Source organism: Paraburkholderia caffeinilytica (assembly GCF_051027425.1).
Taxonomy (GTDB): Bacteria; Pseudomonadota; Gammaproteobacteria; order Burkholderiales; family Burkholderiaceae; genus Paraburkholderia; species Paraburkholderia caffeinilytica_A.
The window spans coordinates 1,404,512-1,417,976 of record NZ_CP186553.1 but is presented as its reverse complement, the minus strand read 5'-3'; the positions used below and the strand labels follow the sequence as shown (position 1 = coordinate 1,417,976).

Annotated in this window: 11 protein-coding genes; 6 read left to right on the top strand and 5 right to left on the bottom strand. The window is 63.1% G+C overall.

The window, feature by feature from the left end:
• Window positions 1–237: 237 nt before the first annotated feature.
• The 3 genes from ACOSV0_RS26830 to ACOSV0_RS26820 all read right to left on the bottom strand — a co-directional run bounded on the left by ACOSV0_RS26830 (window position 238) and on the right by ACOSV0_RS26820 (window position 5,243).
• Window positions 238–870, bottom strand: a complete 633-nt coding sequence (locus ACOSV0_RS26830) for a response regulator (RefSeq protein ID WP_434115221.1) — start codon at window positions 868–870, stop codon at window positions 238–240.
• A complete protein-coding gene (locus tag ACOSV0_RS26825) occupies window positions 863–2,503 on the bottom strand; it encodes a response regulator (protein WP_434115220.1) in 1,641 nt (546 codons plus the stop codon). The genes ACOSV0_RS26830 and ACOSV0_RS26825 overlap by 8 nt, the downstream gene beginning before the upstream one ends.
• A gap of 556 nt (window positions 2,504–3,059) precedes the next feature.
• Entirely contained in the window at window positions 3,060–5,243 is a 2,184-nt protein-coding gene (locus ACOSV0_RS26820) for a tetratricopeptide repeat protein (RefSeq protein ID WP_434115218.1), read from the bottom strand.
• A gap of 287 nt (window positions 5,244–5,530) precedes the next feature.
• On the opposite strand from ACOSV0_RS26820, the gene ACOSV0_RS26815 reads away from it, so the two are divergent.
• From ACOSV0_RS26815 to ACOSV0_RS26800, 4 genes are all read left to right on the top strand, one after another.
• Window positions 5,531–5,932, top strand: coding sequence for a DUF2946 domain-containing protein (locus ACOSV0_RS26815; protein ID WP_434115217.1), 402 nt, complete (start codon window positions 5,531–5,533; stop codon window positions 5,930–5,932).
• 82 nt (window positions 5,933–6,014) lie between these two features.
• A complete protein-coding gene (locus tag ACOSV0_RS26810) occupies window positions 6,015–8,393 on the top strand; it encodes a TonB-dependent receptor (RefSeq protein WP_434115215.1) in 2,379 nt (792 codons plus the stop codon).
• A 200-nt stretch (window positions 8,394–8,593) separates the two neighbouring features.
• Complete coding sequence (locus ACOSV0_RS26805) at window positions 8,594–10,114, top strand: PepSY-associated TM helix domain-containing protein (RefSeq protein ID WP_434116157.1); 1,521 nt, start codon at window positions 8,594–8,596, stop codon at window positions 10,112–10,114.
• Window positions 10,115–10,149: 35 nt separating this feature from the next.
• Window positions 10,150–10,611 (top strand): copper chaperone PCu(A)C, encoded by a 462-nt coding sequence (locus ACOSV0_RS26800; RefSeq protein ID WP_434115213.1) that lies wholly within the window; start codon window positions 10,150–10,152, stop codon window positions 10,609–10,611.
• A 78-nt stretch (window positions 10,612–10,689) separates the two neighbouring features.
• On the opposite strand, the gene ACOSV0_RS26795 is transcribed toward ACOSV0_RS26800, so the two are convergent.
• Entirely contained in the window at window positions 10,690–10,920 is a 231-nt protein-coding gene (locus tag ACOSV0_RS26795; protein ID WP_434116207.1) for a hypothetical protein, read from the bottom strand.
• Between ACOSV0_RS26795 and ACOSV0_RS26790 the strand changes: the two genes are divergently transcribed.
• Window positions 10,816–11,538 (top strand): DeoR/GlpR family DNA-binding transcription regulator, encoded by a 723-nt coding sequence (locus ACOSV0_RS26790; RefSeq protein WP_434116155.1) that lies wholly within the window; start codon window positions 10,816–10,818, stop codon window positions 11,536–11,538. The two genes, ACOSV0_RS26795 and ACOSV0_RS26790, sit on opposite strands and share 105 nt — an antisense overlap.
• Window positions 11,535–12,713 (top strand): MFS transporter, encoded by a 1,179-nt coding sequence (locus ACOSV0_RS26785; protein ID WP_434115211.1) that lies wholly within the window; start codon window positions 11,535–11,537, stop codon window positions 12,711–12,713. Before ACOSV0_RS26790 ends, ACOSV0_RS26785 begins: the two co-directional genes overlap by 4 nt.
• Here ACOSV0_RS26785 and ACOSV0_RS26780 read toward each other — a convergent pair.
• The gene (locus ACOSV0_RS26780; RefSeq protein ID WP_434115209.1) at window positions 12,710–13,402 is read right to left on the bottom strand and encodes a methyltransferase family protein; all 693 of its coding nucleotides are present in this window, start codon (window positions 13,400–13,402) and stop codon (window positions 12,710–12,712) included. The two genes, ACOSV0_RS26785 and ACOSV0_RS26780, sit on opposite strands and share 4 nt — an antisense overlap.
• Window positions 13,403–13,465 lie beyond the last annotated feature (63 nt).

Sequence of the window (13,465 nt, the reverse complement as noted above, 5' to 3'; positions counted from 1 at the left end):
GCTCGAAACCCATTTTGCAGAGGCCGGCTTCCGGCAAAAACGTGTACCGGGTACCGTTGCCTGTAATTTTTCACGCATCCCGCGTAGTGAGCTTTTCGTCGTAACCACGTTCGCCCCCTGTGTTCCTGTTCCCATCAGGTGATCGTGAGGTAGCCGCGAGGACTATTCAGTCAGCAGCGGCGGATTGTTGATTCAGGAAACACTGGTTCAGCCATCAGGATTTCCTTAACGACAGCGTCATTCCGTCACCAGACCGTGCCTGATCGCATACCGGATCAACTCGGCGTTGTTGCTGAAGCCGAGTTTCTGCATAAGACGCATCTTGTGCGTGCTGATGGTCTTGGCACTCAGCGAACACGATTCGGCAACGTCGTTGATGCTCTTACCGGCCGCCAGCATTCGCAACACCTGGAATTCGCGGTCGGACAGAATCTCGTGGGGCGGCGCGTCGCCGGAATGCGTTTCGAAGACCATCGCATCGACCAGCTTCGGATCGATGAACCGCCCTCCACCGGCCAGCTTGCGGATCGCGGCGAGAAGAATGTCGGGGTCGCTGTCCTTCGTCACATAACCCGTCGCGCCGGCGCGCAACGCTCGCGACACGACCTGCGCTTCGTTGTGAATGCTTAACACCAGCACGGGCAGACGCGGCTGTTCGGCACGCACGCGGCGGATCAGATCGACCCCGCTGATTCCGGGCATCGTCATATCCAGCAGCACGAGATCGAATTGTCCCGTGCGTAGCCGGTCTAGCACTTCCGAACCCTGTGCGGCCTCGGCGGCGACGACGATATCGTGCGTCGTCGCGAGGATCTGTTTCAGACCGCCGCGCACGATCGCGTGGTCATCGGCGATCAGGACGTTAATCATGATGGCTCCCGCCTGCGAGCGGAATGTGAATGGAAATCGCTGTACCCACGCCCTGCGCACTGTCGATCGTCATCGCTCCGCCGATCAGGCGGGCGCGTTCCTGCATGCCGAGCAGGCCGTACGAATACCCTGCGCGCGCGGTGGCCGGATCGAAACCGCTGCCGTCGTCGCTCACGTGAAGGTCGAGCGTCGTCGCGGTGCTGGTCAGTGTCACGTCGACCCGCGCCGCATTCGCATGGCGTCCAACGTTGGTCAGCGAAGCCTGAACAATGCGGAATACGGCAGTGGCGTAGGCATCCGGCAGCACCGGCTCGCCGCCATTGATGTGCAACTGGCACGGAATGTTGTTGCGCCGTACGAAGTCTTCGACCAGCCACTCCAGCGCCGAAACGACCCCGAAGTTCAGCGCCACCGGCCGCAGATGATTCGCGACATTGCGCACCATCCAGATCGTCTTCTCGACGAGTTCGCGCATGTCTTCCACCTTGCGCATCGCGTCAGTGTCGGCGTCCGCGCCCAGGCGCATCTTCAACAGCGAAACGTCCATCTTCAGAGCGGTCAGCAATTGCCCCAGTTCGTCGTGAACTTCCATCGCGATGCGCTTGCGCTCCTCTTCGCGAATCGCCTCCATATACGCGGACAATTCGCGCAGCTGATTGCGCGACTCGAACAACTCCTGCTCGATACGCTTGCGCGCCGTGATGTCGTTCAGGCCGACGTAAATCGCGGGGCCATCGCCGAAATTCGCCACGCGCGCGGTCGCCATGGCCCAGAACTCCGTGCCGTCCGCTCGCCGCATATGGACTTCGCTGTTGTTGAAGCTCCCCTCCGTGCACAGATGCGACACCAGCCGGTCACGGTCGCCGGGATCCACATAAAAGTCGACGATGTTGGTCACCATGCCCGTGCGCGCATCGTGACCGAACAGGTCCCGCAGCGGTTCGTTCGCGTACAGGATGTCTCCCTCAGGCATCGACGTAATGCATAGCGGTATGGGACTCGTCTCGACAATCGTGCGAAAGCGCGCTTCGCTCGACTGCAGTTTTGCTTCGGCCCGGCGGCGCTCGTCGACTTGAGCGGACAGCCTGGCATTCGACTCCGCCAGTTGCCTCGTGCGCTTATCCACGCGCTGTTCGAGTTCATCGCGCACGCGCGACAAGGCGGCCTCGGCCTGCTGGCGAACCGACACTTCGGTCAGAAGCTGCTGGTTCTGCGCGACAAGTTTCCGATGCATTACGCGCAAGGCCAGGTGGGTTTCGATCCGGGCCATCATTTCATTGACACGAACCGGCTTGGTCACGTAATCGACGCCGCCGGCCGAAAAACCCTCGACCATGTCCTCGCTGCCGGTCAACGACGTCATGAAAATCACCGCGATGTCGCGCGTGCGCTCATCCGCCTTGAGCCGCCTGCAGGTCTCGAAGCCGTCGATCCCGGGCATCTTCACGTCGAGCAGGATCAGGTCCGGCTGCGAAAACAGCGCGCGCGCAAGCGCCTCCTCGCCGTCGAGCGCAACGAGTACCCGAAAACCGCGCCCCGTCAGACTGTCGACGACCACGCCGAAATTTGCCGGCGTGTCATCCGCAATGAGGATCGTTGGACCTTCGCCAGCAGGTATGTTCGGCTCGCTCATGGCTCAGGTTCGCATTTCAGATGTCGTTTGATAGGCTGGAGTATGGCTTTCGACAGGCAGGTCGTCACGAGCAGGCGCACGGAGCCGCGCCGTGAACGGGCAATCGTACGCGTCGTGCGCATGACGCGCCGCGATGTGCCCGAACCGTAGAGTGAGTTCTTTCATGCCGCCAACGTGGGCGAGACGATGCAGTTCGAAGATCGCATATTCCACCATGCGTCGAACATACTGTGCGTCATCTATCCCCGCGCGCGATATGGTTCTGGTTTCGTCTATTCTGCACGCGTTGAGGAACCGGGAGTATGCACCGCGGAGTCAGGAAGCCCGGAATATAGCGTAAGGAAATCCTGAATATCGCCCGGCCGTTGCGGCCAGGTTGGACATGCAGCCAGCGAGAGGCTTTCCACCCGAGGCCCGGAAAGCGCGGTACGGCGCGGCTGCAACCACGCCGCCCATGCCCGCCTCAGAAGAACTCCAGGCACCCGAGGCGACCGGGAGCCGGCTCTACACTTCGGCGCCAGCGGCGCCGCAAGCGTGGGCAGCGGGTCAGATGAGATCAGATGAGGAATCCGCCGGCATCCCCGGCGGAGAATCGCTCCACACACGCCTGCCGCACTCTCTCGACGGACACGGACCAGTCTTCGCCCGGCGCCCGGCGGAACAGCCGCAGCGTGTGCGGGTACCACGGCGAATCGCTGCGCTCGTGCAGCCAGCGCCAGTCGATGTCTTTCTCCGGCAACATCACCCAGCACGGTTTGCCCAGCGACGCGGCCAGATGCGCCGTGGACGTATCCACGCAAATCACCAGGTCGAGCTGCTCGATGATCGCGGCGCTGTCCGCGAAATCGTTCACTGCCGAGCCGAGGTCGAGCAGCGGCTGATCGGCCGGCGGGTTGTGCGCCTCATCCTCGCCCTGGCCTTTTTGCAGACTCACGAAGTTCAGGCCCGGCACGCTCCAGAGCGGCGCGAGCGTGGCGAGTGTGGGGATCGACCGGTTCGCATCGTTATGATGTTTCGCGTTGCCCTTCCAGACCAGCCCGATTTTGCGGCCGGGCGGCAGAGTCTTGAGCATCGGCCGCCATTTTTCGACGAGCGACGGCTCGACCGTGAGTCGAACCGGACGCGGAATCGTCTCGACGGTCGTACGCAAATGCAGCGGCGCGCTCAGCAGACTGGTCCAGCAGTCGTAGGTGGACGCGGCCACGCGGGCCATGGCCGTGTCGTGATCGAGCACGGCGTCGATACCGTCCACCGGGGCCATCAACCGGTGCAAGGCAGGCATGCACGCAAAGGCGATATGCGCGGCCCCTTGCGCCTTGAGCAAGGCGAAATAGCGGCTGAACTGGACCATATCGCCGAGCCCGTCTTCCTGCCAGACCAGCAGGGACTTGCCGGCGAGCGTGTCGCCTTGCCACTGCGGACAGCTCAACATCGCGCGCGTCTTGTGATGCACGAAACCCGGCTGATCGTAGCGGCACTCGTACAGGCGCCAGCCCTCTTCAAAGCGGCCCATACCGAGCACCGTCACGGCCAGACCGAAGCGGGCGTCGCCGTAATCGGGACGTAAAGCGAGCGCCCGCAGGTAAGCGGCTTCGGCTTCAGGCAGCCGCCTGAGTTGCGCCAGCGCGGTCCCGAGGTTGTAGTGCGCCTCGGCCAGATCGGGGCGAAGCGCGAGCGCTTGTGCGAAGGCCCCGATGGCTTCCGGCAACCGGTCCTGCAGACGAAGCACGCAGCCCAGGTTGTTGTGCGCGTGAACGATGTCGGGCCGGTAGCGAATCGCCTCCCGGTAGGCCGCTTCGGCCTCGGGCAGACGCTCCATGTTGAACAGCGCGAGGCCGAGGTTGTAGTGCGCCTCCGCATAGTCCGGGCGATGCGCGATGGCGTCCCGATACGCCGCTTCAGCCTCGGGCAGACGCTTGAGATCGGCCAGCACCGCACCGAGGTTGAGGTGCGCCTGGGCGTAATCCGGGCGAATGGCCAGCGCGAGCCGGCACGCCAGTTCGGCTTCGGCCAGGCGGTTCGCGGCCTTCAGCACGCCGCCGAGATTATTGAGCGCTTCGGGATACTGCGGTTTGATGGTCAGCGCCTGCCGGTACGCCTCGTCTGCCTCGGCAATGCGGCCCAGTTCCATCAGCACGTTGCCCAGGTTGTTGTGCGCCTCGGCATGGTCCGGCAGTCCGATCAGCGCCTGCCGATAGGACACTTCTGCTTCCTGCATCCGGCGCAGTTCGTGCAGCACGATGGCCCGGTTGTAGTGCGCCTGAGCATAGTCGGGACGGATCGTAACCGCCTGACGATACGACGCCTCCGCCTCGTCCCTGTATCCCATCCCGTAGAGCACGATGCCGAGATTATTGTGCGCGTCGGCCTGGTCGGGCCGCAGCGCGACCAGTTGCCGGTACACCGCTTTGGCCGCCGACAGTTGGCCGACCGATTTGAGCAGCATGCCGAGACTGCTGTACACCTCGGCGTAGCCGGGTTTTGCGCGCAGACATTGGCGCCAATAGGTTTCCGCGTCCGGCAGATTGCCCAGCGCATACGAACAGGCGCCCGCGATATTCAACGCGTCCGCCCGCGCGTCTTCCGGTACACCGGCGCGCGGTTCGAGAACCGGCTTCACCAGCAGCCAGGCCTCGGCAAATTGCCCGGCCGAACAGAGCGACGCCGCCCGCTGATTGATGTCGGTGATCGAGGTTGCGGAGGTTGCGCGCGAGGATGCGCGCGTCTGCGTGGCTGTCATGAGTCGTCGTAGCTGGGGTCGGCGGCGTTCAGGCCGGGTCAATCGCACGTTTCACGCCCTGTCCGGCGTGTCGCGCAGCCGCGTTTTTGCGCAGGCATGCCGGAACGCCGGCGTGGAAAGCCGAACATGTACCACGCAGCTTAAGGGAAACGGTCACGCGGTAACGTCCGGAAATGAGCGGGTTTCCGGCTTCTAATCCAACGCTATACCCTGCGCAATAAGCGGAATCAGACGAGAAAAGACTGCGCGGCAGTGCTAGAATCGCCCGCGTCTTTACCTTGACCGACATGACTCCACGCTCCCGCAACCGCATGACCGCCTGGCTTGGCCTGATCGCCATGTGGCTTGTCGTGTTCGCGCCGGTCGTGAGTCAGATGCTGGTGTCGAACCGCGCGCACGAGCCCTTCGCGGTGCTCTGTTCGGCGCTACAGCCGGGCAATCAGAGCCTCGCGAGCCAATCAGCGCCTGCCAGCCCGGCGCCCGTCCATCTAAGCCACGACGACGCCTTCGGCGCATGCGGTTACTGCCACCTGCTCGAACATCACGTCGCCATGCCGGGCGTTGCGGCCGTCGAACCGCCGCCCGCGCTCGCGCTGGCCGGCACCGCGCCGCCCGCCCTCTCCACCCGCTTCACACCGCTCGGCGCGTTCCCGTCCGGACGCCCCAGAGACCCGCCTGCCGTTTCCTGATCGCTGTTGTTCCTGATCGCGCATCTCGTCGCACCTGCTGAGGGGCGCGCGATCGCCTGTTCAATGCATCGAGGAAACGTTCATGTTCAACTTCCCTCTGCGAGGGCTGCCCTTTTGCGCCCGCCGTGGCGCCGGGCGCATTGCATCCGGCCGGCGGCCGCTGTCGTATTTTCCAGTTTGTCTGCCCGCGTTAGTGCCGGCGCTCGCACCGGCATTTATCGCTTCCCCGGCTCACGCGGATAGCGCACTCGCCGACGCCACGCTGCCCGCCGTCAGCGTCACCGCCAATGCCGTCGCCACTCCGCGCGCCGTCGACCCCAATCTGCCGGCCTCGGTGGAAACCGTCACGTGTGAGCAGTTCGACAACTGGAACGTCGTCAACACCGAAGACGTGTTGAAGTACATGCCGAATCTCGCCGTGCGCAAGCGCTTTATCGGCGATCTGAATTCGATCATCGCCGTGCGCGGCACCAGCAACACGCAGAGCGCGCGCGGTCTCGTCTATGCGGACGGCCTGCTGCTCAGCAATCTGCTCGGCAACAGCTATTCGTTTCCGCCGCGCTGGTCGATGGTGTTTCCCGACGAGATCCAGCAGGTCGACGTGATCTACGGGCCGTTTTCCGCGCTCTATCCGGGCAATTCGCTGGGCGCCACGGTACTCATCAGCACTCGCATGCCGAAGCAGTTCGAAGCCAACGCCGACGTCAAAGCCTTCACGCAGCACTTCAGCCTGTTCGGCGTAAATCAGAATTTCAACGGCAGCGAAGCGAGCGCGTCGATCGGCGACCGGATCGGGAAATTCTCCTATTTTCTGGGCGTGAATCACCTGGAGAACACGAGCCAGCCGCTGCAATTCGCCACGCTCGCCAAGTCCAGCACGCCAGCCAAAGCCGGCGACACGCCGGTTACCGGCGCGTATTTCTACAACAACCAGACCAACACGCCGACCGCGGTGCTCGGCGTGAACGGCGAGGGAATCGAACATACGGTGCAGGACCAGTTCAAGCTGAAGATGCAGTACGACTTCACGCCGACACTGCAGGGCGCGTTTACGCTCGGCTACTGGCACCAGACCTACAACAGCACGACGTCGAGTTTCCTGCGCGACGCGAACGGCAACCCCGTATACAGCGGCAAGGTTGCGATCGGCGGCTACGAGTACACGATTCCGGCCGCCGCCCTCGCGCCGAGTCTCGGCCACAGCGAGAACTGGCTATATGGCGTCACGCTTAAGACCCGCAACGCTACCGGCTGGAACGGCGAAGCGATCGCTTCGTATTACGACATCGGCAATAGCGTGGCGCGCACCGCGAATTCAGGTGCGCCGGGCAACGGCCCCGGCACGGTGATTTTCGGCGACGGCACCGGCTGGAAAACGCTCGATCTGCGCACCACGTACACACCCGTCACGCCGCAAGCGGGATGGACGAACCACGCGCTGAGCTTCGGCTATCACTACGACAACTACTTCCTCGATAACGAGAGCTACAACACGCTGAACTGGCGCGACGGCGCGGCGACCTCGTTTGCCAATGCATTCAAAGGCAAGACGCAGACTCAGGCACTGTATGCCCAGGATGCATGGCGCTTTTTGCCGCGCTGGAAACTGGTCTACGGCGTACGGTATGAAGACTGGCAAGCCTACGATGGCTCGCAAGCGCTGTCCGGCAAAACCATGCCGTACAGCGACGCAAATCAGCATCACTTCTCACCGAAGGCTTCGCTCTCGTTCGACGTCACCGACGATCTGATCCTGCGCGCGTCCATTGGCCGCGCCTACCGCTTTCCGACTGTGGGCGAGATGTTCCAGGGGCAAATCAACGGCTCCTCGATCGTCAACAACAATCCGAATCTGAAGCCCGAAGACGATCTCTCGAAAGAGCTGACTGCCGAATGGGCCCACTGGAACGGCGTGTTTCGTTTCTCGCTGTTTCAGGACGACGTGAAGAACACGATCTTCAGTCAGACCGATACGACCGTGATTCCGAACGTGACGAACTTCCAGAACATCGGCAAGGTGCGCTCGCGCGGCGTCGAAACGAGCTACTCGGGACAGGATGTTTTCGTACGCGGCCTCGATCTGATCGCGAGCGTGGCGTACACGCAGTCGAAGATCATTGCGAATGCGCAGAACCCGGCGACCGTCGGCAAGTACTTCTATCGGATTCCGTTGTGGCGCGCCAATCTCGCCGCGACGTATCACATCGACGAACGTTCGGCGCTCACGCTTGCCGCGCGCTATTCCGGCCGCGAATACAACACGCTCACCAATACCGACACGAATCCCAATGTATTCGGCGGCACCAGTTCGTACACGGTCGCGGACGCGAAGTTCACGTTCAAGCCGACCAAGCTGAGCGAAGTCGGGATCGGCGTGGACAACCTGTTCGACGCGCGCTACTTCGTCTATCACCCGTATCCGGGCCGCACGTTCTACGTCGAAGGAAAGTTGCGCATGTGAACGTGACACGCGATTTGCACGCACCCATTTTCATTCGCCTTGTAGTCGTTGTAGTCGATCTATTCGACGCATTCGACGCATTCGACGCATTCGACGCATTCGACGCATTCGACGCATTCGACGCATTCGCAAGCGGCAAACCAGCGCGTGCATCGCTGCGCAAACCGATCGACCCACTCTATCTGCTTCAGGAGGATTCAATGTCCACCACCACCGCTCAACGCACGACTTCGGCGGCAAGCACGGCGAGCGCCGGCTACCGCACGCTCTGGCGCTGGCACTTTTATGCAGCGCTCTTTGTGATGCCGTTTCTGGTCGTGCTCGCGATCACCGGCACGCTGTATTGCTTCCAGCCGCAAATCGAACCCTTGCTTTATCCGCACCGCCTGATCGTCGAACCGCAAGCCGCGCCCAGGCTGAGCGAAGATGCCTTGCTTGCCAAAGCCCGCGCGGCGATGCCGGCCAATGCGCGTGCGGTGACTGCGCCCATCGCGCGCACACCGGACCGCAGCACCGAGTTCATCTTTCGTCTTGCCGATGGCGAAAAACAGAGCGTCTATCTCAACCCGTACAGCGGCGAAGTATTGGGCACGCTGAGCGTCGAACGCCGCTTCATGCAGGTGGACCGCATGCTTCATCGCAAGCTGCTGCTCGGCAAACCCGGTGAATTGCTGATGGAGCTGGCCGCATGCTGGACCTTGGTGATGATCGGCACCGGCGTCGCACTCTGGTGGCCGCGCGACAAAACCAGCACACGCGCGGCACTGGTACCGCGTTTCTCGCTAAAAGGACGCCCATTCTGGAAGAACCTGCACGCCGTAATGGGTATCTGGCTCGCGCTCGGCGCGCTCGTATTCGTGCTGAGCGGTCTGCCCTGGACGGGTTCATGGGGCAAGCAGTTCAAGGCTCTCGCGAGCGCCGCCAATCTCGGCGCGCCGCCGGGTTCATGGGGCGGCTTGCCGTTGCGCTCCGTCATGCCAGGCATGCACGCTGATAAGCATGCGGACACAGGCGCCGAAACGCAATCGGCTCACGGCGCACACCCGTCAACCCATGAACACGACGCACACGACGAACACGCCGCGCACCAGGCGAACATGGATTCGATGCCTGGCATGGTGATGGACGACCTGCCGTTGCCGCTCACGCCATGGGCCGTCGGCAACACGCCCGTACCGCAATCCGCCGATGCACACGCAGCGCAAGCGCTGCCGCTTGGACGCATCGTCACCCTCGTCGCATCGCTCGGTGTCTCGAGTGGTTACGACATCGTCTTGCCCGCCTCCGCTACGGGCGTCTACACCGTTTCGTACTTTCCGGCCGACCCGAAAGACGAACGCACGCTGTACATCGATCAATACAGCGGCGCGGTGCTGAAAGATATCCGTTACAGCGACTACGGCGCAGTGTCGAAGGCCGTGTCGTACGGCACGTCGTTGCATATGGGCCGCTATTTCGGCGTCGCCAATCAGATTCTCTGCGCCGTGATTTCGCTCGGGCTCGCGGGAATGGCCGTGACCGGCTTCGTGATGTGGTGGAAGCGACGGCCGCAGCGCTCACTCAGCGCACCGTCACGTGAACGTGCCGCACCGCCCATGCGCGGCTGGAAAACCGGCCTCGTTCTGCTCGGCATCGTCTTCCCATTGATGGGCGCCACGCTGCTCGCAGTGTGGCTCGCCGACCGCACGATTTTTGGCCGCGCCGCGCGGCAACCTGCTTAACGCTTCATTCCCACAGTCAAAACCAGGAGCACATCATGACGACTTTCCGCAACCTTCTACTCGCCGCCTTGCTGTGCGGTTCATCCATGCAGGCGTTCGCGGGCGCCGCGGCGAACGGCCCAGCAGCGGCGAGCGTATCGGACTGCTGGATCCGCGCGTTGCCGGGCGATCTGCCATCGGGCGGCTATTTCAAGGCGAGCAATAAGGGCGACCAACCGGTCGATCTCGTCGGCGTCGACTCCAAGGCGTTCGGCATGGCCATGCTGCATCAGACGCAAAGCCAGGGCAGCACGTCGTCGATGGCGATGGTCGATCAGGTGGCCGTGCCCGCGCACGGTTCGCTCGTCTTTGCGCCGGGCAACTATCACGTGATGCTGGAACATCCGAAACAGCCGCTCAAGGTCGGCACGACGATCCCGCTGACGTTTTCATTCAGCGACGGCGAGAAAGTCACCGCCGCCTGCACGGTGAAAAGCGCGGGCACGATGGCTCCGTGAGGGTCCAAATGTCGACCGGAAGGCGGTGAAAATCGCTCGGAAGCCCCGTCCAGCCGGTCATTTGCACCGGTCGCTCGTTTACGATATATTTTGCTCGATTATGACCGATTCGCAATCAGGCAAGGTGACGTCATGCAACGAACGCGACAGGATGCAATGGACGGGCTTCTGCCCGAAGAACGGGAACGGCTGATTCTGGAACGGCTGCGGGCGCAGGGTCGCGTCCTCGCGTCCGAACTCGCGGCTGAATTTCAGACCTCCGAACATACGGTCCGCCGTCACTTGCGCGACCTCGCCGAGCAGGGCCATTGCAAGCGCGTCTACGGCGGCGCCTTGCTGCTTTCGCCTTCCGGCAAAAGTGCGCAGGTTCGCATGAGCGAAGCGGTGGATCGCAAGGCTCGTCTTGCCGCCGCCGCTGTGTCCATCGTCCGGCCGAAGCAGATCGTTTTGCTGGACACCGGATCGACCAACGTCGCGATCGCCGCGGCGCTCCCGGACAACGCGGACCTCACCGTCGTAACGAACTCGCCGGAAGTGTGTACGCGCCTCCTCAACCGGCCGGGCTTCGAAATCATTCTCATCGGCGGGCGCATCGCCCAGAGCGCGGCCGCCTCAACCGGCGCCACCGCCTTGCTGCAGATCCAGCAGATCAAGGCCGATCTCTGCTTCCTCGGCGCCTGCGCGTTCGATCCAGACGAAGGACTCGCCGCGTTCGACGCCGAAGACGCCGAACTCAAACGGGCGATGGTCAAAGCAAGCAGCCAGGTGGCCATTGCCATCACGTCGGAAAAACTGATGACCGCCGCGCCGTTTTCCGTTGCACCGGCAAGCGCCGTGGACTATCTGTTCGTCGAGGCGGATGTGACGGCCAAACGGCGCGCGCTGCTGGAAGCGGTCTGCGACAAAGTGAAGGTGGCGCGCTCATGAAAACGCTCGCCAAGCCGTTCGTGCAGTCAGACACGAAGCCGCTCAAGGAACGTGTGGCCACCCTCGGCGTATTTCTCGCCAACGGATTCGGGATCGGCGCGTGGGCGGTCGAAGTGCCACGTATCAAGGAAAGCCTGGCGCTCAGCGACACCTCGCTGGGCATCGCACTGTTCGCCTTTGCGCTGGGCGCGATCGTGGCCATGCCGCTGGCGGGACAGTTGGCGCCACGCTTCGGCAGCGGCCGGGCCACGGCGCTGCTCGGCGCGGCCTTTATCGTGACGCTGCCGCTACCCGCGTTCGCACCGAATCTGCCGACGCTGTGGATCGTGCTCCTCGCCCTCGGCGCGGCGAACGGCGCGCTCGACGTCTCCATGAACGGGCACGCCAGTACGATCGAAACACAGTGGAAGTCGCCGATCATGTCGTCGTTTCATGCGGCGTGGAGTGCGGGCGGCCTGCTCGGCGCGGCGACGGGCGCCATGCTTCAGAAAAACGGCATCGGCGTGATCGGCGGTCTCGTGTTGCCGGACGTGTTCATCGCCGTCTTCATGGCCGCTGCCGCCCTGCTTGCGTTGCGCGATCTCGGTCCGCGTGCGGCCGCGTCCTCCAGCGGCTTCGCGTTGCCCAACGCCAAAGTGATGAAACTCGCCCTGCTCGCGTTCCTTTGCATGCTGGTGGAGGGCGCGGTGGCCGACTGGAGCGCGGTGTATTTGCGCGCCACCTTGAGCGAAGCAGCCAGCATCGCGGCGGTCGGTTACTCCGCGTTTGCGTTCTCGATGGCGGCTTGCCGCATCGTCGGCGATGTGTCCGTGCGGCGCTTCGGTTCGAGCCGGGTGATCGGCTTCGGCGGCCTGCTGGCGGCGGCCGGGCTCGCACTGGTGTTGAGCCTGCCGACCGTGCTCACGGCTTGCGTGGGCTTTGCCATGGTCGGCGTCGGTCTCGCGAATATCGTCCCGGTCATTTTCAGCGCGGCGGGCCGCTCGACCGTTACGCCGGCGGTCGGGGTTTCGATGGCCGCCACCGCCGGCTATGCCGGCTTCCTGGTCGGGCCGCCATTGATCGGACTCGGTGCGGGTTTGCTCGGCCTGCGCGTGGCGCTATGCGTGCTCGTCCTGGCCACCGTGATCGTCTGTGTGACGGGCGGCAAAGCCGTGCGCAACGCGAGCGGGGTCTAGAACACGCCGGGAATCACGCGATAGCGTACGCGTCCCTTGTATGTCCGATACCCTTCGTCCGCTGAGAGAAGCTGCTCTTCACGAACGATCCGCCCTACCTGCAAGGCGAACTGGCAACCGTACACCAGCAGGTTTTGCAAGCCGAAGTTCACCAGCAGAAAGCCGATGTCGGCGATGACGTAACCGAGATACATCGGATGTCGCACAAAGCGATAGGCGCCGCGCGATACCACACCGCGATTGGCCGGCAAGATGCCGAACGAGCGGGAGAGCGACGCCTTCGCGAACAGTTGCCAGCAAATCCCCAGCAACTGCAATGACGCGCCCACTGTCTCCGGCACAAGTTGCGCGCCGGGCGAAAGGCGTACGGCCAGAAAGTAGTACGTGCCGCCCATCGAAAAGATGAACGCGAGCGGCCGCCAGTCGCGTTTCATCGGCACACGCGAGAACAGCGACAAGCCGACCGTCACGCATTCGGCCACCACCAGCAGCAACAGCGTGATACGTCCGGGGTCCGCACGCAAGCGCTGGATCGCGAGGTACGCGAACAGGCTCAACAATACGGCCGCGGCTGTCCTCGCCGATACTTCGATCAATGCATCGCGCAGGCGCGGCGCGGTGTCATATGTAGTACGCGCCGAGACGTCGGCAAGAGGTAGTGCAAGCCCCTCTGTTTCGGTGATGATCATGGCCATGTCCGTCCTCATTTATTCTCGTTAGGGCGCCGCATTGAGTCTGTTAGCGTTATCCGG

What these genes read in the sequence shown, in the direction of transcription:
- ACOSV0_RS26830 (WP_434115221.1), bottom strand. Translation starts at nt 870, where the DNA reads ATGATTAACGTCCTGATCGCCGATGACCACGCGATCGTGCGCGGCGGT.
- ACOSV0_RS26825 (WP_434115220.1), bottom strand. Translation starts at nt 2,503, where the DNA reads ATGAGCGAGCCGAACATACCTGCTGGCGAAGGTCCAACGATCCTCATT.
- ACOSV0_RS26820 (WP_434115218.1), bottom strand. Translation starts at nt 5,243, where the DNA reads ATGACAGCCACGCAGACGCGCGCATCCTCGCGCGCAACCTCCGCAACC.
- ACOSV0_RS26815 (WP_434115217.1), top strand. Translation starts at nt 5,531, where the DNA reads ATGACTCCACGCTCCCGCAACCGCATGACCGCCTGGCTTGGCCTGATC.
- ACOSV0_RS26810 (WP_434115215.1), top strand. Translation starts at nt 6,015, where the DNA reads ATGTTCAACTTCCCTCTGCGAGGGCTGCCCTTTTGCGCCCGCCGTGGC.
- ACOSV0_RS26805 (WP_434116157.1), top strand. Translation starts at nt 8,594, where the DNA reads ATGTCCACCACCACCGCTCAACGCACGACTTCGGCGGCAAGCACGGCG.
- ACOSV0_RS26800 (WP_434115213.1), top strand. Translation starts at nt 10,150, where the DNA reads ATGACGACTTTCCGCAACCTTCTACTCGCCGCCTTGCTGTGCGGTTCA.
- ACOSV0_RS26795 (WP_434116207.1), bottom strand. Translation starts at nt 10,920, where the DNA reads ATGGCCCTGCTCGGCGAGGTCGCGCAAGTGACGGCGGACCGTATGTTC.
- ACOSV0_RS26785 (WP_434115211.1), top strand. Translation starts at nt 11,535, where the DNA reads ATGAAAACGCTCGCCAAGCCGTTCGTGCAGTCAGACACGAAGCCGCTC.
- ACOSV0_RS26780 (WP_434115209.1), bottom strand. Translation starts at nt 13,402, where the DNA reads ATGATCATCACCGAAACAGAGGGGCTTGCACTACCTCTTGCCGACGTC.